The following is a 22,729-nucleotide window of genomic DNA, read 5'->3' on the forward strand; positions in this document are numbered from 1 at the left end:
TTTGCGTAAATTCCAAAGGCAAGCCTGACAAGTAATCAAAGACCTAAATAGAATTTTTGGAAAATTTTGGGGAAAGCCATCTAATTACTGCGCAGTTTAAATTCCCTTCCCCCAATTATGAATACCACTGGGAAATTGTTGCAATGAATAACACGTCAGAACCCATAGACCATAGCTCTCGCTTGAAAAATGCACTGCTAGCCGTTAGGAAAATGCGCTCCAAGCTTGAAGCGATCGAGCGTTCTAAGACAGAACCACTTGCCATCATTGGCATGGGTTGTCGATTTCCCGGTGGTGCTGACAATCCAGATAAATACTGGTCTTTGCTCCATGATGGAGTCGATGCCATCACTGAGGTGCCTAAAGATAGATGGGACATCGAGCAATACTACGACCCGGACCCTGATGCCCCTGGTAAAATGTATGTCCGCAATGCTGGATTTATCGATCAGGTAGACCAGTTTGATGCCAAGTTTTTTGGCATTACACCCCGAGAAGCGGTAAGCATGGATCCCCAACACCGGCTGCTTTTAGAAGTGAGTTGGGCAGCAATCGAACAAGCTTGTCAGTCACCAGAGCAACTGCGGAATAGCCAAACTGGTGTCTTCGTCGGGATTACTACCAATGATTATTTGCAACTCCAGACCCGGTTAGGGGATCAAACTATTATCGATGCCTACACTGCCACAGGTAATTGCCTTAACGCTGTAGCTGGACGCTTGTCCTATACTTTAGGGTTACAAGGGCCTAGTATGGCAGTGGATACAGCCTGTTCTTCCTCTTTAGTCACCGTCCATCTAGCCTGCCAAAGTCTACGCAACCGAGACTGTGATCTTGCCCTTGCTGGTGGAGTGAATCTAATCCTATCCCCAGATGGTACGATTGCCACCTCTAGAGCCAGAATGCTAGCCCGGGATGGTCGTTGCAAAACCTTTGATGCGGCGGCGGATGGTTTTGCTAGAGGAGAGGGGTGTGGGATGGTGGTACTCAAGCGCCTCAGTGATGCTATTGCTGACAGAGATAATATTTTAGCCCTAATTCGCGGTACAGCAGTTAACCAAGATGGACCGAGCAGTGGTCTGACAGTTCCTAATGGTCCCGCCCAGCAAGCAGTGATTCGCAAAGCTTTGGCTAATGGTAGAGTTAAGCCAGAGCAAGTTAGCTATGTAGAAGCCCACGGTACCGGTACATCTTTAGGAGACCCAATCGAGGTTGAATCCCTAGCAGCAGTATTATGCCAAAAGCGTACTAAAGACCAGCCTTTAATCATTGGCTCAGCTAAGACTAATATTGGTCACTTGGAGTCAGCTGCGGGTGTAGCAGGACTAATTAAGTTAGTATTGGCCCTACAACATCAACAAATACCACCCCATCTGCATCTGAAAAACCCCAATCCTTATATCCCTTGGGACAAACTTCCGATTCAGGTTCCTACTGAACTCACCCCTTGGCACTCTACCAATCAACCACGTATCGCTGGATTGAGTGGATTTGGTGTCAGTGGAACCAATGCTCATATCGTGGTCGAACAAGCAACAATCCCTGAGCCGGTGCAGGTGGACGTAGAACGACCAGAGCACCTCCTCAACCTCTCCGCCAAAACTGAACAGGCATTGCAGCAGTTGGCTAATCGCTTTGAGATGTACCTGGCTACTCATCCTGAAGTACCTTTAACAGATGTCTGCTTCACGGCCAACACTACCAGAGCCCGTTTTGACCATCGCCTAGCTGTAGTAGCTCACTCCAAAGACCAACTTTGCCAACACTTAGCAGCTTTCCAGGCTGGTCAAACCTCACCAGGAGTATTCACTGCTAAGGTTAAAGACAGCCAACCCAAGATAGCCTTCTTGTTCACTGGTCAAGGCTCTCAGTATGTGGGTATGGCACATCAACTCTACCAACAAGCCCCCACTTTCCGCCAAGCCCTAGACCGCTGTGCCCAAATCCTACAACCTTATTTAGAAAAACCCCTGCTGGAAATCCTTTATCCCCAAGGAACACGAACCAGGAACCAGAGCAGCCTCTTAGATCAAACCCCCTACACTCAACCAGCCCTGTTTGCTATAGAGTATGCCCTAAGTGAATTATGGCGCTCTTGGGGAATTGAGCCAGATGCGGTTCTCGGTCAAGGTGTTGGAGAATACGTAGCAGCTTGTATAAAAGGGGCTTATAGCCTAGAAGATGCTCTGAAATTAAGTGTAACTGGCTCCCTGGTAGGGGAAACTGAAATGACTAGCCCTAGGGATGGGTCTGGTCAGGAGCAGCAGTCAGTAACATTTGAGAGCGCAATGGAAACATTGCAAACACAGGGTTATGAGTTATTTGTAGAAATTGGTCCGGATCCAGTACTGCTGGGGATTGGACAACAATGTTTGACCGTTGGAGTTGGAGTTTGGCTGCCTTCCCTACGTCGAGGACAGTCGGATTGGCAACAGTTACTAGAGAGTCTGGCTCAGTTGTCAGTGCAAGGAGTGGCAGTAGATTGGTCTGGCTTTGACCAAGACTATCAACGCCGCCTGGTGCCTCTACCTACCTATCCCTTCCAGCGGGAACGCTTCTGGTTTGAAACTCAAGGGCTAGAGCCAGGGGACTACCACCAGCCACGTCCAATCCCTCAAAGCCATACCCCAGAATCCCCCCACTCAGGACGAAGCACTCAGAACGAAGCACTATCTGTGGCTGAGCTCACTTTAGAACAGCGGGTCCTAGGGCTAGTGGCTAAGACAACTGGCATTGCTCAAGACCAGTTAGGTCTGGATATGTCCTTAGAGGGTGAGTTGGGCTTAGATTCGATCATGATTACCCAACTGATGAATGGCTTGGTAAAACTGATTCCACAAGAGCAAAAAGCAGCATTTAGTAGCCAGTTTTCCTTGCGGGATTTGATGCAGTTGCAAACCATCAGAGAAATTATTCAGGTATTGGAACAATGGCAAGTTTCTGTTCCCGTAGCAGCTTCTAGGTCTGATCGGGAAGACACCCTTGGGGAAGACACTCTAGCCAGTGGGGAAAGCAAGGAAAACTCTCAGGAAAACGCTCAGGAAAACTCTAAGCAAAACCCTACCGTTACTGAACCAGACATGGCTTTGACGCCAGCAGAAAACCAAGAACAAAACAGTGACAGTAGTGACAGTAGTGAAAGTATCGAATTACTCCATGGTCAATACTTCCACCTGGTAGGTTACTGGCTTGTTAATTCCAACAGTCTCTTCTCCAGCTTACGATTAGAAGGAGATTTTGACCTAGACATTGCCTGGGCTAGCTGGAAAGACCTATTGGTAAGGCATCCGATGTTGCGATCGCATTTCCATGTGCCTTCTGGTGCCACTAGCTTCAAAGACTACCAGCTAGAAATTCTTGACAATCCCACTCCCCCAGAAATCCTGTTTATCGACATCCAGCATTTAGACAGTGAAGCCAAAGACGAAGCAGTAGCAGAAGAAATAGATCACTGGCTAAATTACGAATGGTCTTTGACTCAATGGCCACTCCATCAATTTTCTGTCATACGTCTTGAAGACTCTGTTTATCAGCTCTTTTTAGGCATCGAACACGTGATCTCGGATGGTCTGAGTAATCATGTCATTATACGGGAATTTATGGAAATTTATCGCGCCCGTAGTTGTGGTGAAGAGCCCATACTCCCACCAGCCACCAGCCTCAAGGATTACGCTGAAGTGGTAGCAGCCATGAATGCTTGGCAGGATCCAGAGGAAGACCAAGCACTTGCCAAGTATACTGCTAGCCAAGGTAAAGAGTCCTATATCTGGAATCCTAAAGGTAAACCTGTTGACTACCAGAATTCCCAATTCTACAGCCATAAATATTGCCTGACCCAGGAGACCACAGATAAACTAATTGCCAAAACTGCTGAATGGCGATTGCCTGTTAATTCCTTACTACTAGGAGCATTTCTGCGAGCAGTTGTCAAGTTAGACTCCCATGACCTTAGCGTCACAACCACAAATAACAACACAAATAACAATTTTGACGCTACCAAATCCCCGATTATTCAAATTCCCACCAGTGGCAGAGTCTATCCTGAGGTAGATGCATCTAATGTCGTCAGCAGCTTTGCCCAGAATTTAGCCCTTAGCTTTGCTCCGCCTCAGCCCGATGAAGACTGGCAAGCTCTATTAAACCGGATTCATCAAGTCATCCAAAATGGCATAGCCAGTGGTATTGACCGCGCCCAGACTCGCCAGATGGGCATGATCTTCAAAGAAAATATTGCTCTGGAAAACGGCGAAATTCCTGAACATACTTTACCTATGTTTCGGAGTGCGTTGAAATCCAATCTCTATTTCCCCTACACAGGACACACCCATATTAAAACTCAGTACGGTTCTGTTAATGTAACAGATTATCAAGCGGGTGGCATAAATGCTCCTGGAACTGTGGATATCTTACAAGAGGTATTCGATGGCCGTCTGCATATGTTTGCTAGTTACGACTACAACTTTTTTGAACTGTCCGAGATTGATAACTTAATGACGGAATACATTGCTCAGATAGAGGAATTAGTCTCACTGACAATTCAACCTGAGCAACCATCCAAATCTCAGCAGCCATTACCAACAAATACCGCTATCGAGTCAACCCTGCGACAAGTAACAGAAGAAATCTGTCACTATCCCATCTCCGCTGATGAGATGGATCTAGACCTAGAAGCCGACTTAGGAGTAGATTCCCTAGAACGAATTCGGATTGTTACCCACCTAGAAAAGCTCTACGGTAAAGTCGATCGTCAAGGCTTACTCAGTTGTCGGAGTGTGCAAGAAATGGCATCCACCCTTAGCCAATCTTTTAAAGGTTGAAGGTTACAGGTTGAAGGTTACAGGTTGAAGGTTACAGGTTGAAGGTTGAAAGTTACAGGTTACAGGTTACAGGTTACAGGTTACAGGTTACAGGTTTAAGGTTACCGGTTACCGGTTGAAGGTTGCAGGTTGAAAGTTACAGGTTACAGGTTTAAGGTTACAGGTTTAAGGTTACAGGTTTAAGGTTACAGGTTTAAGGTTACAGGTTTAAGGTTGAATGTTCAAAGTTTAAGGTTAATTTTTAACTGTCCAATGTTCACTGCAAAATGGAGGATTTATGGAGAGGTTAGCAATTATCGGCTCGGGAATTTCTGGGACACCAGCCGCTTATTATCTTCAAGATGAGTACGAGGTTGATGTTTATGAAAAAAGTCATAGAGTTGGAGGTCATGCTAATACAATTGACCTGTGGGATGGAGATAAATTAATCTCGATAGATACAGCATTTGTTGTATTTAATAAGCCCAATTATCCCGGCTTAACGAAATTCTTTGAAGACTTGGGCGTTAAAACTCAAAAGCATGTGGGAGGATTTAATTTCTATAATCTCGACTCGGACTTACAATTTAATTCTAATGACCTCGAACTCAGTCAAGCAGACTTTGAAAAAAAGTTTTCTAAAAATTTGGTAGAAATTCATCAGGAAGCCAAGGGATTTTTCAAGCAATGTCGGTCTGACTTTTGGGAGGGCAAAACTCGTGTCTCGATGAAGGAGTATCTAGAAAAGAATAATTACAGCCAAGACTTTCAAGACAACTTTGTGATGTTGATGGGGTCAGCTGTATGGTCAATTCCTACCGAGTCATTGATGGAGTTTCCCGCCTCTACCTTTATTAGTTTTTTCATGACTCATGACCAAGGGGGCTTGGGTGGTCAATCGGTAGAATGGGAAACCGTTACGAGAGGGAGTACAAGATATGTTGAAAAAGTAGCTTCTTCCCTGAAACGACCGATTCGCACAGAAGAAAAAGTTATTTCTGTTAAACGGGATCAAAACAAAGCCATTGTTAAGACAGCAGAGGGAGAAGAGGTATTTGACAAAGTTATTATCGCGACTCATGCTGACCAAGCACTAAGGCTGTTGGAAAGCCCAACAGAATTGGAACAAAAATTACTCGGGTGTTTTAAGTACCATGAAACCGACGTAACCTTGCATACTGATCCAGTAATTATGCACCCAGATAAAGGTACATGGCAATCATGGAACTATGGGCAAGTTACTAAAGAAAATAAACTTCACACCTTTGTCACGTACTACTCTAATATGGTGCATAATTTTATTGCCGAAAAGGATTACTTTGTATCCCTGGATACTCCTCCAATAGCACTAGACGAAAGCAAAATTATCAAGATTATCAAATACAGACATCCTGAATATGACATGAATACCCTGGAAGCTCAAAAGCAAATCTATAAACTGAATGAAACAGGACCTGTTTATTTCTCAGGAACTTATTTTCATATCAAAAAACGAGGCATTGATTCTTATGGTTTTCATGAAAGTGGAATTTCTTCAGCTTTAGAATTAGTCAAGCAACTGAAAAAGTCGAAAAATTAAGTTCACTAAGCAATGAACAGTTAAATTTTAGGGTTGAATTGACTGTTTGTTGTTCGCTATTGGCGTTACCTTAGGGTAGGTTTAAAGTTGAAGGTTGAAGGTTGACGGTTGACGGTTGACGGTTGAAGGTTGACGGTTGAAAGTTGAAGGTTGACGGTTGACGGTTGACGGTTGACGGTTGAAGGTTGACGGTTGACGGTTGACAAAAAGACTAGAAACTTTCTATTCCCTGATTTCATCATAACCAACTTTATACAGGAGTCATAATTCAGGAGTCATCAAAAACTATTTACCAATTAATTTACAGAAGTTATAGAGAATAATTATGACTTATTTAGTCTATATAATGTCTCCTGATTAAATTAACTAAACTCTGACTTTTAATCTGGTTATATTAATCAAAATATAATCAGATAAATCTGTTAAAGTTAGGGTTTTAAATAAAAAAAACGTAATAGCAATTCTAAATTAATTGTGATAAGTTTGTTCCCTACTCCCTACTCCCTACTCCCTGTTCCCTGTTCCCTTTCCTAAAGCTGATAGCTGATAGCTGATGGCTAAATGCTTACAAATAAACTCCAAAAGTTACCAGTAAAGAAAATGAACAAAATCACCGAAATTCCCTACCTTAAAATTGTTGAACAAACCCAACAAACTCCGGATGCAATCGCTGTTCTGCACAAAGAAACCAAACTGACTTACGCACAATTACATCATCTTTCCAATCAAGTTGCCAATTACTTACGGTCTCAAGGAGTAACGCGCAATACCTTAGTGGGCATCATGACCGAGCGTGGTCCTCTGATGCTAATCGGAATCTTAGGTATCGTCAAAGCTGGGGGAGCTTATGTTCCTTTAGACCCCTCTTACCCAGCAGAACGCATTCGCTACATTCTTGACCATGCAGAAATTAGCACCTTGGTCACTGAACATCAGGTCACTGAGAAACTCCTAGAATCCCTAGATCAAACCTTACCCTTGCAAACTCTGATGTTCTTAGACGAAGGGGAACCTCTGAGTGAAGCTAACCAATTAACCCAAGTCAATCGAAACACTTGGTCTAGATGCTCTGATCAGGATCTTTCCAGCATCAATGACCCCGATGACTTGATGACGGTTCTATATACATCTGGTTCTACCGGTCGTCCCAAAGGAGTAATGCTGAACCATCGGGGTTATATGAACCGCCTAGAGTGGATGCAAAAGGCGTTCCAGCTAACACCTGGAGACCGAGTAGCCCAGAAAACCTCCTTCTGTTTCGATATATCAGTCTGGGAACTGTTCTGGACATTAATGGAAGGAGCGACGATTTGTCCTGTAGAACGGGAAATCGTCCTCAATCCCTGGGAATTCGCCCAGTGGATGAAGGACATTGGCATTACTATCATGCACTTCGTCCCTTCCTTGTTTGGGGAGTTTACCAGTGCCTTGGAAAAAGAATCCTGGACATTTCCTGACCTGCGCTGGTTAATCTTTAGTGGTGAAGCCTTACCTTTATCCTTCATCCAAAATTGGATTGATAAGTACGGTATGGATACTGGACTGGCTAATTTGTACGGTCCAACAGAAGCATCCATTGATGTCACCGCCCATATCATTACTGAGCGTCCTGAAGAAACTATTCCGATTGGGAAAGCTATCGATAATGTTTACCTGAGAATCCTCGATGACCAAATGCAGCCTGTGGCTCCTGGTGAACTAGGGGCATTGTGGATTGGTGGAGTACAACTGGCTAAAGGTTACCTAAAAGATAGCGATCGCACGGCCAAAGCCTTCCGCCCCAATCCCTTCCCTGAAATTCCAGGAGAGACTCTCTATCTTACCGGTGATCTGGCCAAGGAATTGCCAGACGGTACTATTGAATACCATGGGCGGATGGACAACCAAGTCAAGATTCGTGGTTTTCGGGTAGAACTTGGAGAAATCGAGAGTGTACTCAATACTCATCCAGAGGTGCGTGAAGCTGCTGTTTTGGCAATTGATTTTGGAGCTGGACGGAAACGGTTAGTCGCTTGGTTGTCTGGAAACAAAGTAGATAATCCTCAAATTAAGCAACATCTTTCCCAAAAATTGCCCCATTATATGATTCCTCAACGGATTCAATGGCTACCTAGCTTGCCCAAGAATCATAATGGTAAGTTGGATCGCAAAGCGTTACAGGCTTTGATAAAAGGTAATCGTCCACAACCGCAAGTGCGATCGCAACCACAACCGCAATCACAACCACAACTGCGATCGCAATCACAACTGCAACCGCAATCACAACTGCAACCGCAATCACAACTGCAACTGCAATCACAACCGCAATCACAACTGCGATCGCAACCGCAACCGCAATCACAATTGCGATCGCAACCGCAACTGCAACTGCAATCACAACCGCAACAGACCAATAAGACTGACAAGAGTGATAGAACCGATAAGACCGAGAACTTTAATCAATACTTGCCCCTCGGACCGGCTCAGAATTGGTTAGTAACATACTTTGAGCATCCTTACCAGTGGACAGGATACACCCGTTTTCGATACCACCAACCCTTGAATCTGGATACTTTCAACGAAGCCTTTAAGGTAATGGTGACACGTCATCCTGCTCTGGCTACTGTGTTTGTCCAAAACAATGGACAATGGCAACAGCAAGTGATGAATCCGCCACAGCCACCGACGTTAGTGTTCTATGATGGCAGTCAGCTCACAGAAGCACAGCGCGAGCACTATATCAGGACTAAGATACAGCAAATCAGTCAAACCTTGCAGATCGATGAGTTTCCCCTATTGGCAAACATAGTGGTCAAGGTTAATGAATCCTGCTACGACATCACCACCATTATTCACCATATGATCGCAGATATGTTCAGTGGTCCTGTGCTCTTCAAAGAATTCTGGTTCGTCTATAACCAGATGTTGGCAGGTGGTAACGTCAGCTTTGAGAACCCTTCCCCACGTTCCTATACAGATTACATAGATTTGCTGTTAGCGGAAGACAAACGGGGAGCTAAGCCGAGGCATGTTGAGTATTGGAAATCTCAGTTTCCCTCAGAAGACTATACCTTCGGGATTCCCTTGGACTATGGTCTCGGACTTAATCTCGAAGACTCTGCCAAAAGTGAAAATTTTACCCTAACCACAAGCCAGACTCAGACACTGTTACGGGAAGCCAAACAGCATTACGGGTGCAATGTCTATACCCTGTTACTGGCTCCGTTGTATCAACTAATGGCTCGTTGGTCTAACAAATCTTGGGTGGTAGTCAGTCATCGTAGCCACGGCAGGGATTTGGGTAATAACCAAATGTTTTGGGAAAGTATCGGTAACTTCGCGGTGAATTTCCCAGTGGGAATTGAGGTGGAGCAAAACCAGGCATGGGAGCAAACCATCAAGCAAATCAAGGACCAATTTAATGGATTGCCCATGAATGGTGTCACGTTTGATTGGATATCTGACCAATTACCGAGTTACATGTATCCTGATGCTAATTTGACTCCAGTACGCGCAAATTATCTAGGAAATCGATCGGTTCCCGCGTTCGAGGGGTTTGAGTTCATTCAGGAAGAACGCGATCGCCGTTTATCCCCTCCAGGACAGAAACGAACTACGTTGCTAGAGTTTTTCTTCTCTATCGTTGATGGCACTGTCCACGTAGGCATCGAATATTCTCGAAATTTCCATAATGCCGGAACTATCCGCCAATTGGGTGAGGGATACTTAGGGCTGATCGATGACATGATTGCTCAAATCAACAGCAAAGCATTGAATCTCGATGCCACCAGGGTCTGATCTACCGGTTTGCGTCTGGGTTAAGGGTAATTCCAAGTCCTGGATTTTAGGGAGTAGGGAGTAGGGAGTAGGGATCTGGATTCGGTTGTTTGTAAAGGATTGTTACAAAAACCGACACTAGGCGTAAAGGAAAGACTTAACCCAGACAAGTAAATATACTGCACAGGCTCATAACCTCAGCTAATTGCAGATCCCCCCCAGCCCCCCTTAATAAGGGGGGAGATGGCAGATCCCCCCCAGCCCCCCTTAATAAGGGGGGAGATGGCAGATCCCCCCCAGCCCCCCTTAATAAGGGGGGAGCAGGACTTAAGTCCGTTAATAACGCACCCTACAGGTAGAGTTACTGCCTAAGTCCTGGGGAGAAGAAATCGAAAGTACTGTTTATGCCTGTGCAACCTATTACTACTTATAGCAGTCGCCAGGGCAGTTAGGACATGACAAAAGTCTCAAACCTAAGTCTAGGAAGAGTTTGACTTCTGACTTCTGACTTCTGACTTCTGACTTCTGACTTCTGACTTCTGACTTCTGACTTCTGACTTCTGACTTCTGACTTCTGACTTCTGACTTCTGACTTCTGCTATACATCCCAACATAGTACAGCTTGACAGAAATAATTCAATAATTCATAGCTTGACAAAGACAATGCAGAGATTTCCTTCAACCACATCCAACTCTCCCTTTGCGACGGGATTACCCGCTTTGTATGCTGTCGCTTTCTTATCTGGGCTTTCCCTAGGACTGTTTAATCCTTTTGTTTCAACCCTGATGGCTCAACATGGCATTGATGATGTTTGGATCGGGGCGAATTCCACAGTGTATTTTCTGGTCATCGCCTTAGGAACCCCAATCGTCGCCAAAATGTTGCGCCGAATAGGACTTCGCGGTACGATGATACTTGGCTTTGCCCTGATGGGGTTAAGCGCTCCCCTGTTTCCCTTGACAACAAACCTATCGTTGTGGTTCATTATCCGTACTGTCATGGGGTTTGCTGTGTGCTTGTACTTAGTCTCCGGACAAACCGCATTAAATTACTTTTGTAATGACAGTAATCGGTCAATTGTAAATGGTTTAGAAGCTTTGTGCTTTAGCCTAGGATTCGGTATCGGTCCAGTGATTGGTTCCGCATTTTATGACGTTTCTCCAAGGATTACCTTTTCTTTGGGAAGCATGTTAGTGCTCAGTGGCATAGTAGTAGTCTTGATTGGTTTACCCGAAAAATCCGTCTCTTTTAAACAGCCACGTCTAGCAGTTTTAAAAAAGATTAAACTTCCCCTTCAAGGAGCCTTTGCTTACGGGTTTAGTGTCGCTACCTTAGTCTCTCTTTATCCGGTATATCTACTGCGTAATGACTATGGTGTAGAGGAAATTGGTTATACATTTAGTGTATTTATTATTGGAGGTTTGCTTGCTACTGTTCCTGTTACCCATTTAGCCGATAGATTTAGCAAATCAAAGGTTCTTTTAGGTAGCGTATGCATGGTTGTCCTGTCTGTGCTTGGTCTTTCATTACTCGATAACGTCATGGCTACCAAAGTGTTTGCCTTTGTTGCTGGCGCTAGCATGAGTCCAATTTTTCCCTTATCACGAGCACTGATTGGAGCCAAACTTTCCACAGAAAAATTACCCTCTGGAACGGCTCTGTTTACTGCTATATACAGTGCTGGCTGTACAGCAGGTCCGATTCTTTCTTCTTTAGCTATGAAATACTGGGGTGATCGTTACATATTTAGCTTGATGCTAGCAATATTTGTAATATTTATGGTACGCCTAATGAGAAACCAAAAGAAACGGATGCTTAGGTATAATTAATTACCTCAAAAACATGATTAAGCTTTCAAATCAGGTTTTCTTTTATCTGTTATAGCGTTTTTAAATGAAATGTAAACCTAGGAGGTCTTTTTCTCTTGGAGAATAAAACTCCGGAGCTCTTTACCCTCTTGCATTTTGCATCTTGCATCTTGCCTTTTTGATCAAGAATTGTGTTTACAACTCAGATCCAAACGCTATAGGTGAACTAGGTTAAATTTACTCTGGCGAGGAGGTATGTAACAAATCAATAAGACAAGATAAGCAACAGCAGTTTCTGAAGTAAAATACCCTCAAGATTAATTATTTGTAGAAGCAAGTTTTCTTGGTAAACTCAACTATGCGTAATTATCCCCTTTCCCTACTGTTGGGTCTAACGGCAACCATTGCCCTATACGCCCCTTTACCTGCTCAAGCTCAACCCATACTCTATGACGAGACTGGTGGTAAGGAGAGCATCACATTAGATCCCGATGGACTCGCTGTTCTAGAGTCAATTGGCTTATCTGTAAATATAGACTCCATAGAGCAGACAGCTGAACCAGCGCCAGGTTTCTCCTTTGCCTTTTCTGTGCTTCCTCGCAGCTCGGATCCTAACGTTCTAGGAAATAGCTTTCAATTTCTCTATGATGAGGAGACAGATTTCTTCCTTCCCTTCAGTGGCTCAACAGAGTTAACTGGCAGCATATTTTTTGACGTAGATACCACTAAGATTGACCTTCCTCCTGTATTCGAAATAGGAGACTTATCTGCCCGTTTCGATCCGATTACTTTCGAGTTTTCACTTACAGATACAGCCAATACTGGGTTGGCTATCTTCGATTCCCAGCCACCGGGGAATCCGGTTTTTGATCTGCCCAATCAAACCTGGAGTCTCGATCCTTTACTAATCAGCATATCTGAGGATTTTAGCAATTTTCTGATCGATGCTCAGCTTGCTGCTGGGGTCACCGATCCAATTGTCACTGAAGGTGTGCAAATTGCGATCGCTAGAGGAGATCGGACTTTTGTAGAAGCTAGTTCTACTAAGGTTCCTGAACCTGGTAGTGTCTTTGCAGTTTTAACCGCTGCTAGTGCAGCCTTAGCTGTTGGTAAGCGACGTCGTTGTGCATGACTGGTTCTTAATCACAAGCGCGAATCGTCAAATTAGAACAGCAATTCTCTTTAACTGCCCTAGTGTCGTTCATAGGAGTTGACTAAATATGCCTAATTCTTCCCTTTCTCTATTTCTAGGAGTGGCAGCTACTGCCCTAGTCTTGACACCTACAACGGCTGTTGCTCAGACCTTTGACTTTAACAGAGTTGAAAATCTGCCAGTACTACCGATTGAGTCTGATAGCGTACTCTCCTTTTCTGGGGATATCGCTAATAATGAGGGATATCTAGCTTTCAGTAATGTAGATCCTACGGCTCCGGACGCAGGTCATATCGGTTTCCGCCCAGGTACAGATAATTTTAGGTATTATATATTAGGTCCGGGGCGTAGCCCCGATCCAGCAAGGCTCGGTACTCGCTCAGCTACCCTAGAGGGGGTGACTGGCTTGCCTAACTTTTTTAACTACCTAAATGAAAACGATATTCCCCTCAGTAGTATTGGGCTTGACTTTGGTCCAAAAAGTGACCGAGATGTGACCAAAACTTGGAACTTGGGCGAAGATCAGCTGGGTCAAGATTGGTTCGGGAGTCCGGATTCACCGATTGAGGAATCAATTTATCAAGCTAATCCAGATGATGTGGAGAATTTTCTCACTTTTGGAACAACTAAGATAATCAATTTTGGCTATACACCTTTTTACTTTGTCTCAGCTAACGACAACCCTGGTACCCCGATTGGAAATTTTAATAACTTTTGGAGTAACCCAATCCCAGCGTTCAAAGCGCCTGGCTTAGATCCTTTAGCCTCGGGATTGGCTGATGCTTTTTTACAAGATGTAGCTGCTGGGGGTGGATTGGTTCAGGAAATTTCTATAGATCAACCTGAACCGTCTGACTTGTCTTTTTCCGTTAGCCAAGGATTTGAAATTATCACCTTGTCCTACCCCCTAGAAATAAGAATAGTAGGTAGCACCAGTGTACCGGAAGGTTCCTCAGTATTAGGATTATTCATGTTGGGAGCTTTAGGTACCGTTGCTCGGATGACATCACAAAAGCTGAAACAGTAATAGGTAAATTAGGGGAGTCAATCAGTGTGTTTTATCCATCAAAAACATCTCTTTAACCCCCCCTTATCAAACCATATCCCAGGAGTTTTTATAGGAGTTTATTTGACCTATGCGTAAGTCTCACGTTTCCCTAGTTCTAGGACTAACTGCCACCGCTGCAGTATGGACACCCCTACCTGCTCAAGCAGCAACTTTCGACTATAGCAGACTAGAAAATATTGATACACGACCAATCGACTCTGATCACGTCCTCAATTTTTTTGGAGACCCATCTGAAAACGAAGGATTTACAGCCTTCTTCAATCTTGATTTCACTGCACCAGATGTGGGTCATCGAGAAATCAGCAAGAATTCCCCAGGTAACATTGCTCCCTATTACACTACTGGAAGGCAGGCAAGCCCTGAAGAGCCTGACAGCGGTTCTACCCGGTCAGCTAGTTTGAATGGTGTCACCGGCTTTTCTAACTTTTTTAGCTACCTGACCGATAATAGTATATCACTTAGTAGTATTGGCTTAGGCTATGGTCAAAAAAGCGACCGTGATTTTACGACTACGTGGAACTTAGGTGAAGATAAGCTTGGTCAAGATTGGTTTGCTAGTCCAGACTCAAATCTTGAGGAACGAATTTATCGGGCAAATCCAGATGATGTCGAGATTTTTATATCTTATGAAGACACTAAGATACTTGATTTTGGATACACCGATTTTTACAGTATTCTTGACTATGGTGATAGCCTAGCAATTACTGATGATTTTGATGTCATTTTGAGTGACCCGTTTACAGTAGATATAGTGGAAGGATTAGACTCCTTTAGTGCTGGTTTAGCACAAGCGTTTTTACTAGATATTGATGAAGCTGGCGGTGGGGTTCAGGTCGTTTCTGAACAACCCGAAGTTGAGGAAGCTCCTTTAATGTTCGGAAACGGATTCGGTGTGTTAAGTTTTCCCTTCCCATTCACCCTCAGGGGGGTTGCTATTGCTACAGTACCTGAACCTTCTTCTGTCATCGGTATATTTATGTTGGGAGCTTTAGGTGCAGTAGCTCGGAGCACGAAACAGAAAAAGAGTAAGTCATCAAATTAGATGTAAGCTATCAGCAATTAGCTATCAGTTTTCAGCTATCAGCTATCAGCTATCAGCTATCAGCTATCAGCTATCAGCTATCAGCTATCAGCTATCAGTTTTCAGCTATCAGCTATCAGTTTTCAGCTATCAGCTATCAGTTTTCAGCTTATGCGCTACGCGCACGCTACTTGAGGTGCTTTTGAATAAGCGATGCAGCGCGGTCTTGGGGAGGCAGCGCGGTCTTGGGGGTTCCCCCCATGAGCGACTGCCGTGGTTTCCCCCATGAGCGACTGCATCAAGACAACAGGTAAGCATTAGTTTAATCTGAGTTACGTTAGCTGACCACTGACCGCTGACCACTGACCGCTGACCACTGACCACTGACCGCTGACCGCTGACGGCTGAATGCTTACAAAAAACCAAAAGCTTTAGTCTACAGATGTCATCAGCAATATCACAAACGATGTGCAAATCATCATGTTGATTGCTGGTGACATCTTTTATTTATTAACAGTAATAGGTGATTATAATGAAAGCTGTGATCAGTAATGGCTATGGCTCTACTGACCTCTTAGACTATACCTCAGTGGAGCAACCTACACCGAAAAGCAATCAATTATTAATTAAAGTTCATGCTACCAGCATCAACCCTATCGATTGGAAAATTCGGAAAGGTTACCTGAAATTATTCACAGGCAATAAATTCCCGATGCTATTGGGATTTGATGTGGCTGGAGAGGTGGTAGAAGTTGGTGACTCAGTCACAAGTTTCCAAGCAGGTGATCAAATCTATGGCTACCTGGATTCTTTCCCGGGAGGAGCTTATGCTGAGTATGCCGTAGTTTCGGAATCGGCGGCTTGTCTGAAACCGAATACTATGACCTATACTCAAGCTGCTGCTGTACCCCTAGCTGCTCAGACTGCTCTACAAGCATTGCGAGATCTGGGTAAAATTCAACCGGGACATGATGTTCTAATCAATGGTGCTTCCGGAGGAGTGGGTACCTTTGCAGTGCAAATTGCTAAAGCACTCTCAGCTGAGGTAACCGCTGTGTGCAGTACCAAGAATATTGATTTGGTCAAATCCCTCGGATGCTTTCGCATTATCGATTACACAACCCAAGACTTTACCCAAGATAGCGCTAAGTACGACATTATTTTCGATGCAGTAGCCAAAAACTCTTTTGCTCAATGCAAAAAGCTTTTGAAACCCCATGGGATTTACATCAGTACCTTACCCACTCCTAGCAGCATTGTGCAAAGTTTACTAACTCTAGTTTTGCCTGGTAAAAAAGTAAAACTGATTACAGTCAGATCCAGTGGTAAGGATTTAGCATATCTCAAAGAACTCATAGAAGCCGATAAAATTCGGTCAGTTATTCAGGAAACCTATCCTTTATCCGACATAGCTAAAGCTCACTCCATCAGCGAACAGGGACACGTAGCTGGCAAATTGGTGATTACTGTCTAGGAAAGGGAGCAGGGAGCAGGGAATCGGGAATCGGGAATCGGGAATCGGGAATCGGGAATTGGGAATCGGGAATCGGGAATCGGGAATCGGGAATCGGGAATCGGAAACTGCGTAAATAGTCAAGGCAAGACTGATAAGTAATACAGATAGGCAAGTATAGGGTTTTCAATACTTACGAAGTACACAGGATTTTTTCCCTACTCCCTACTCCCTACTCCCTACTCCCTACTCCCTGTTCCCTACTCCCTACTCCCTACTCCCTACTCCCTGTTCCCTTTCCTATAACTGTTATAAAAATGCTTGATACAAAGAATGGTAAAAAACCTTCTACTGATGAAGAAGTAACGCTTTTGCAAAGCCTACCGGCTGAAACCCTAATACAACGCCCAAAACACCAGAAATTCGGCTTAGTGTGGGGTGGAACAATACTTCTGTTACTCTCAAGTTTCCTAATTTTTATCACTAGCCAGTCTGGTCGTAACTCACTCATAGATGCCCCAACATCTCCAACTAACCAGTCCGGTACAGCACTAAACACAAACGAACCTCCTATAGAAATCCTTCCTGTTGAAACTCAGCCTATCCAGCTAGTAGACTCACGCCAAAGTTCGCGCACTTACACTGGCGAGATTGTTGCCCGCCGTAGTAGTGACCTGGCATTTGAACGTTCTGGTAAAGTTCTCAAAATCAATGTTGATCAAGGACAGCGGGTTCAAGCTGGCACTCCTTTAGCCAGCCTAGGCACCAGTGGCCTAGAAGCCTCCCGCAGTGAATTACTCGCCCAGCGAGCTCAAGCGGTAGCTCAACTCAAGGAAATGCAAGCTGGTTCTCGCCCGGAAACTATTGCGGCTGCGCGAGCTAACCTGGCTCAAGCTGTGGCTGAGCTGAAGGAAAGACAAGCTGGGCCTAGAGCGGAAACCATTGCTGCTGCTCGGGCTAATGTCACAGAACTCGACAAACAACTTGAACTGTCTCGCAAGAAACAAAATCGACGACAATCCCTGTACGGCGAGGGAGCAATTTCCCGGGAGCAACTCGACGAAGCAATTACTGAAGTCAGCGCCCAACAGGCTCGCCTCGACCAAGCACAAAGTCAACTCAATGAGTTATTAGCTGGAACTCGTCCCGAACGGATTGAAGCCCAAAAAGCTCGGGTTGACCAAGCTCAAAAGCAGCTAGATGAGTTACTGGCTGGAACCCGTCCGGAACGGATTGAAGCCCAAAAAGCTCGGGTTGACCAACTGGATGCTAGCTTAGGGAAGCTCAAACTGGATCTTAAAAAAACTACTCTCAAAGCTCCTTTCTCTGGAACCATCTCCAGGCGTTGGGTTGATGAAGGAACAGTCGTCTCTACTGCTGGCTCTCAACCGATTTTTAGCATTGTGGAAGATGGAGCTGTTGAAGCTAATATTGGTATTCCTGTCTCAGCCGCTTCCCAACTCCAACTTGGTAGCACTTTGCCGTTAAAAATTGGACAGAAAACCTATCCCGCCCAAGTTTCATCAATTCTGCCCGAACTAGACTCTGACACTCGCACTGTAACCGTTGTGCTGAAGCTAGATCCCGCAGCCGCTAGAACAGTTGCTCCAGGACAGTTAGCCCAGTTAGAACTCGCTCAATCCATTCCCACCTCTGGTTACTGGTTGCCAACTACAGCCCTAGTACCAGGAGTTCGGGGTTTATGGTCGTGCTACGTCTTGGGTGAAGCAGTGCCATTGAAATCCCCTATTGCTCAGGGTAAGACCAGTTTCCGGGTGGAACGAACCGATGTGGAAATTCTGTATCAAGAAGACGATCCTTCCGGCAGCCATGGCCAACGGGTATTAGTGCGAGGAACTCTCCAACCCGGTGACCAGGTGATTATTAGCGGTATGCATCGCATTGTTCCTGGTCAATTCGTCCGTCCTATTCAACAGTGAGGGGTGTCAGTATGTCGAATTTATTTTATCGCAATCTCCAATTACTAATTCTAACTATCTGCTTAATTGTGGTGTGGGGACTTTCGTCTTTCTTTAGTCTTCCTCGCCTAGAAGATCCAGAATTGACTCAGCGCAATGCTTTCATTACAACGGTTTTTCCTGGAGCCAGTGCAGAACGGGTGGAATTCCTGGTCACAGACAAAATCGAGCAAGAATTATTTGAAATTAAAGCAATCGACACCATTGAATCTACCTCTCGCTTGGGCTTTTCTACTGTTTCCATACAGTTGAAGGAGCAGGTGAAAAATGTTGACCAGATTTGGTCACGGGTGCGGGATAAAATCACTGATATAGCGCCACAGTTACCAGCGGGAGCAACTACGCCAAAATTCGAGGACTCACAACCAAAAGCGAATGCAATGATTGTGGCTCTGACCTGGGAACAGGACAGTCCAACTAACTATGCCATTCTGCGCCGTTGGAGTCAGGAACTAGAGGATAGACTGCGTTTCGTTCAGGGAACTGAGAAAGTTGAGCTCTTCGGTACTCCAGAGGAAGAGATTGTGGTGGAAATTAATCCTGAGCAACTGAGTTCCTTGGGTATAACGGCACAAGAGCTTTCCCAGCAAATCTTGAGGAGTGATGCTAAAGTCGCTGCTGGTCAACTGCGGGGTAGCAATAACAATCTCTTATTTGAGGTTAACGGTGAACTGGATTCCCTTGAGCGCATCAGCAGCATTCCCATTAGCTTTGGCAATCGCAGCCAGTTTACTCGTTTAGGAGATATTGCCCAAGTTAAAAAGGGAATTGTTGAGCCAGCGTCGGAGCTTGCCCTAATCAATGGTCGTCATGCGATCGCAATTGCAGCCATGGTAGAGTCTAACCAACGTCTCGACGAGTGGGCAAAGGCAGCTCACCGAACTTTGGCAGAATTCGAGACACAATTACCACGGGGTATTGGCTTAGACATTATCTTTAACCAAAACCGTTACGTTGAAGCACGACTTAACCAAGTTATCAGCAACTTGGTTCTGGGCGCGCTGTTGGTGGTAGGAGTAACCCTGTTGATCATGGGCTGGAAATCGGCTTTGATTGTGGGCTCAGCTCTACCCCTGTCAGTGTTGATCGTGTTCGGGGCCATGAACATCCAAGGAATTCCCCTACACCAGATGTCAGTGACTGGGATAATCATCGCCTTGGGTTTGTTGATTGATAACGCTATTATTGTTGTTGACGAAGTACAGAGCCACCTCAGAGAAGGAATAGCTCCCCACAGAGCGGTTACCAAGACAATCCACCACATAGCAATACCGTTACTAGCATCTACCCTAACCAGTGTGCTGGCTTTCCTACCCATTGCCTTAGCCCCTGGTGGTACTGGGGAGTTTACTGGTACTATTGGTGTAACGGTAATTTTGGCACTGTTAAGCTCTCTTGCTCTCTCCTTAACGGTAATCCCAGCTTTGGTAGGGAAACTACACCGCTGGGGGAACGCACCAGTTATCGGAAGCTGGTGGCAAACCGGTTTTTCTCATCCCCGTCTGACCCGAACCTATGGTTGGGTTCTGGATAAAATCTTCGCACGACCAGTGATAGGGGTAGTGCTAACGCTGATTCTGCCGATCAGTGGCTTCTTAGTTGCTCCCAATCTAGAACAACAGTTCTTTCCCCCCACAGACCGGGAACAGTTCTACATCGAATTCGAGCTACCGACCCAAACGTCCCTAGAGCAGACTCAAACTAATGTAGTCAAAGCACGGGAACTGATCCGCAACCACCCGGAAGTGGTAGATGTGCATTGGTTTATGGGTAAGAGTGCTCCTCAGTTCTACTACAACGTCATTGCAAATCGAGAAAATTCAGCCAATTATGCCCAAGGTTTGGTACAACTACAACCAAACGTAGTATCCCGTCCATTAATCCAAAGCTTGCAGAGTGAACTGAATCAGGCATTTCCCGCAGCCCAAGTCCTGGTGCGACAAATCGAGCAAGGGCCTCCTTTTGCTGCTCCGATTGAACTACGGCTTTACGGTCCACAGCTCCATCGCTTGCGGGAATTAGGTAACCAGATGCGTGCAGAACTAGCTCAAGTTCCTGACGTGATTCACACCCGAGCTGACTTAACCGAAGGACTACCCAAATTAGCTTTAACTATTGACGAAGAGCAAGCCCGACTGGCAGGAATTGACAAAACCGAGATTGCTCAGCAACTCGACACCAGCTTAGAAGGTGCTGTGGGAGGCTCAGTGTTGGAGGTTACCGAAGAACTCCCGGTGCGTGTGCGCTTGTCAAATCCCAACCGCTCTAACCTAGATCAGATTGCTTCCCTCAACTTGCTCCCAAACAGCAACACTGGTGATAATCGTGAGCGTATTCCCCTCTCTGCTTTAGGGGATATTAAACTTATCCCCGATTTAGCCACTATCTCCCGACGCAATGGGCAACGGGTGAATACAGTACAGGGATTCATCACCGCTGGGGTGCTGCCTGCTACAGTTCTCGACAATTTCAAACAGCGCTTGAGTACCTTCGAGCTACCTCCAGGCTATTCCTACGACTTTGGAGGTGAAGCGGACGAACGTAGCAGTGCTGTCAGCAATCTAGTCTCTACCCTTGGGGTATTAATGATTCTGATGGCTGCTACCTTAATACTGACCTTCGGTTCCTTTAGACTAGCAGGGATTATTGCCCTAATTGCTGTATTCTCAGTCGGTTTAGCCCTAGGTTCACTGTGGTTATTCGGCTATCCCTTCGGATTCACCGCTATCCTAGGCACTATCGGTTTATTGGGAGTTGTAGTCAATGACTCTATTGTAGTACTAACTGCTCTCCATCAAAACCCCCGTGTTCGTGAGGGAAATCGACAAGCAACACGAGAAGTGGTGATTCATTCCACTCGCCATGTCATCGCCACCACCATCACCACCATGATTGGCTTCAGTCCCCTGCTCTTGGAGAAGAGTGGTTTCTGGCCCCCACTGGCCATAGTTATCATTGGCGGCTTAGGTGGCGCGACCCTGATGGCACTTTCCTTTGTGCCCTGTGCCTATTTACTGCTCAAGCGCAGAAAACACAACAGGGCTTACACAAATCGGCCCCTGCTTAAGGCTCAAACCTTTAACTGATGCCTCCCACACCTCCCACACTTCCCACACTTCCCGCGCCCCCGCCCCATCTCCCCATCTCCCCATCTCCCCATCTCCCTATCTCCCCATCTCCCTATCTACTTAAGGATGAAGTTTCATGGTATCTACACTAAGGTCTAACCCCTGGATCGTTTGCCCTAAGCCCAATCCCAAGGCTAACCTGCGCCTCTTCTGCTTCCCCTGTGCTGGTGGTACTGCATCAGCCTATAGTACATGGTCACAGGACTTGCCATCGAATGTAGAAGTTTGCTCAATCCAACTGCCGGGACGGGGTAGACGACTCATGGAGCCACCCTTTACTCGGCTCTCCCGTCTTTTAGAGGCTTTTGTACCTTTGCTAAAACCCTATCTGGATAAGCCCTTTGCCTTCTTGGGTCACAGTATGGGGGCTGTACTTGCCTTTGAAGTTGCCCGTCAACTGCGCACAGACAAGCATCCTGAACCAATTCACCTGTTTGCCTGTGCTTGTTCAGCTCCCCAAATCCCGATCCAAAAGCCCTACATCCACAAATTACCTAAATCTGTGTTTGTAGCAGAACTATCTCGTCGTTACAATGCTATCCCTGAATCGATTCGGAAGGATAAAGCGATGATGCAGCTGTTTTTACCCAGTCTACGAGCGGACCTTACCATGCTTGAGACCTATAATTACACCATGGATAAACCTCTGAGCTATCCCATTTCGGTCTTCGGAGGTTTCCAGGATAATGCAATTAGTATTGATAATCTAGAAGCTTGGCGTCAGCAGACAAATAGTTCATTTGTAATCCAAATGTTGACTGGGGATCATTTCTTCCTGCACAACAACAAATTATCGTTTTTGCGGGCATTATCCCAGCAGCTTTCTTCGATCAAGTTTCGTTACTCGCTGAGTGCTTGAATTTTTGGCGTTGCTTAATAATGCAATGATTTTATAGCGTTTCTAGGACTCATGAGGTACACAGGATTGTTTCACTCTTGGCTCTTGCCTAATCCCTGCTCCCTGCTCCGAACGCGCCCCGCGTGGC

General features: G+C 45.4%; 16 protein-coding genes. 11 read left to right on the plus strand and 5 right to left on the minus strand.

Going from position 1 to position 22,729, the window contains the following annotated elements; all coding sequences use genetic code 11:
* The first annotated feature begins 143 nt into the window (after window positions 1–143).
* On the plus strand, window positions 144–4,817 hold the full coding sequence (locus tag F6J90_RS11165; RefSeq protein WP_293092955.1) for a type I polyketide synthase: 4,674 nt from the start codon (window positions 144–146) through the stop codon (window positions 4,815–4,817).
* A 277-nt stretch (window positions 4,818–5,094) separates the two neighbouring features.
* A complete protein-coding gene (locus tag F6J90_RS11170; protein ID WP_293092957.1) occupies window positions 5,095–6,375 on the plus strand; it encodes an FAD-dependent oxidoreductase in 1,281 nt (426 codons plus the stop codon).
* A 65-nt stretch (window positions 6,376–6,440) separates the two neighbouring features.
* Here the strand turns inward: F6J90_RS11170 and F6J90_RS11175 are convergent, their stop codons facing one another.
* Window positions 6,441–6,617, minus strand: coding sequence for a hypothetical protein (locus F6J90_RS11175; RefSeq protein ID WP_293092959.1), 177 nt, complete (start codon window positions 6,615–6,617; stop codon window positions 6,441–6,443).
* Window positions 6,618–6,975: 358 nt separating this feature from the next.
* Between F6J90_RS11175 and F6J90_RS11180 the strand changes: the two genes are divergently transcribed.
* Window positions 6,976–10,152: a non-ribosomal peptide synthetase gene (locus F6J90_RS11180; protein ID WP_293092961.1), complete on the plus strand. Its 3,177-nt coding sequence runs from the start codon at window positions 6,976–6,978 to the stop codon at window positions 10,150–10,152.
* Between the two features lie 20 nt (window positions 10,153–10,172).
* On the opposite strand, the gene F6J90_RS11185 is transcribed toward F6J90_RS11180, so the two are convergent.
* Together F6J90_RS11185 and F6J90_RS11190 are read right to left on the minus strand one after the other, a co-directional pair.
* Window positions 10,173–10,316 (minus strand): hypothetical protein, encoded by a 144-nt coding sequence (locus F6J90_RS11185; RefSeq protein ID WP_293092963.1) that lies wholly within the window; start codon window positions 10,314–10,316, stop codon window positions 10,173–10,175.
* A gap of 294 nt (window positions 10,317–10,610) precedes the next feature.
* The gene (locus tag F6J90_RS11190; RefSeq protein WP_293092965.1) at window positions 10,611–10,745 is read right to left on the minus strand and encodes a hypothetical protein; all 135 of its coding nucleotides are present in this window, start codon (window positions 10,743–10,745) and stop codon (window positions 10,611–10,613) included.
* Window positions 10,746–10,794: 49 nt separating this feature from the next.
* Here F6J90_RS11190 and F6J90_RS11195 point away from each other — a divergent pair, with 49 nt between their 5' ends.
* The 4 genes from F6J90_RS11195 to F6J90_RS11210 all read left to right on the plus strand — a co-directional run bounded on the left by F6J90_RS11195 (window position 10,795) and on the right by F6J90_RS11210 (window position 15,204).
* On the plus strand, window positions 10,795–11,961 hold the full coding sequence (locus tag F6J90_RS11195; RefSeq protein WP_293092967.1) for an MFS transporter: 1,167 nt from the start codon (window positions 10,795–10,797) through the stop codon (window positions 11,959–11,961).
* A gap of 337 nt (window positions 11,962–12,298) precedes the next feature.
* The gene (locus tag F6J90_RS11200) at window positions 12,299–13,072 is read left to right on the plus strand and encodes a PEP-CTERM sorting domain-containing protein (RefSeq protein ID WP_293092969.1); all 774 of its coding nucleotides are present in this window, start codon (window positions 12,299–12,301) and stop codon (window positions 13,070–13,072) included.
* Between the two features lie 88 nt (window positions 13,073–13,160).
* The gene (locus F6J90_RS11205; protein WP_293092971.1) at window positions 13,161–14,120 is read left to right on the plus strand and encodes a hypothetical protein; all 960 of its coding nucleotides are present in this window, start codon (window positions 13,161–13,163) and stop codon (window positions 14,118–14,120) included.
* 109 nt (window positions 14,121–14,229) lie between these two features.
* Window positions 14,230–15,204, plus strand: a complete 975-nt coding sequence (locus F6J90_RS11210; RefSeq protein ID WP_293092973.1) for a PEP-CTERM sorting domain-containing protein — start codon at window positions 14,230–14,232, stop codon at window positions 15,202–15,204.
* Window positions 15,205–15,333: 129 nt separating this feature from the next.
* On the opposite strand, the gene F6J90_RS11215 is transcribed toward F6J90_RS11210, so the two are convergent.
* The gene (locus tag F6J90_RS11215; RefSeq protein WP_293092975.1) at window positions 15,334–15,657 is read right to left on the minus strand and encodes a hypothetical protein; all 324 of its coding nucleotides are present in this window, start codon (window positions 15,655–15,657) and stop codon (window positions 15,334–15,336) included.
* Window positions 15,658–15,715: 58 nt separating this feature from the next.
* Between F6J90_RS11215 and F6J90_RS11220 the strand changes: the two genes are divergently transcribed.
* Window positions 15,716–16,657: an NAD(P)-dependent alcohol dehydrogenase gene (locus F6J90_RS11220; protein ID WP_293092977.1), complete on the plus strand. Its 942-nt coding sequence runs from the start codon at window positions 15,716–15,718 to the stop codon at window positions 16,655–16,657.
* Here the strand turns inward: F6J90_RS11220 and F6J90_RS11225 are convergent.
* Window positions 16,647–16,826 (minus strand): hypothetical protein, encoded by a 180-nt coding sequence (locus F6J90_RS11225; protein WP_293092994.1) that lies wholly within the window; start codon window positions 16,824–16,826, stop codon window positions 16,647–16,649. The genes F6J90_RS11220 and F6J90_RS11225 overlap by 11 nt on opposite strands.
* 127 nt (window positions 16,827–16,953) lie before the next feature.
* Here F6J90_RS11225 and F6J90_RS11230 point away from each other — a divergent pair, with 127 nt between their 5' ends.
* The 3 genes from F6J90_RS11230 to F6J90_RS11240 all read left to right on the plus strand — a co-directional run bounded on the left by F6J90_RS11230 (window position 16,954) and on the right by F6J90_RS11240 (window position 22,602).
* The gene (locus F6J90_RS11230) at window positions 16,954–18,576 is read left to right on the plus strand and encodes an efflux RND transporter periplasmic adaptor subunit (protein WP_293092996.1); all 1,623 of its coding nucleotides are present in this window, start codon (window positions 16,954–16,956) and stop codon (window positions 18,574–18,576) included.
* An 11-nt stretch (window positions 18,577–18,587) separates the two neighbouring features.
* Window positions 18,588–21,701, plus strand: coding sequence for an efflux RND transporter permease subunit (locus F6J90_RS11235; protein ID WP_293092998.1), 3,114 nt, complete (start codon window positions 18,588–18,590; stop codon window positions 21,699–21,701).
* Window positions 21,702–21,819: 118 nt separating this feature from the next.
* Complete coding sequence (locus F6J90_RS11240) at window positions 21,820–22,602, plus strand: alpha/beta fold hydrolase (RefSeq protein ID WP_293093000.1); 783 nt, start codon at window positions 21,820–21,822, stop codon at window positions 22,600–22,602.
* Window positions 22,603–22,729 lie beyond the last annotated feature (127 nt).

The organism is Moorena sp. SIOASIH (assembly GCF_010671925.1).
GTDB lineage: Bacteria > Cyanobacteriota > Cyanobacteriia > Cyanobacteriales > Coleofasciculaceae > Moorena.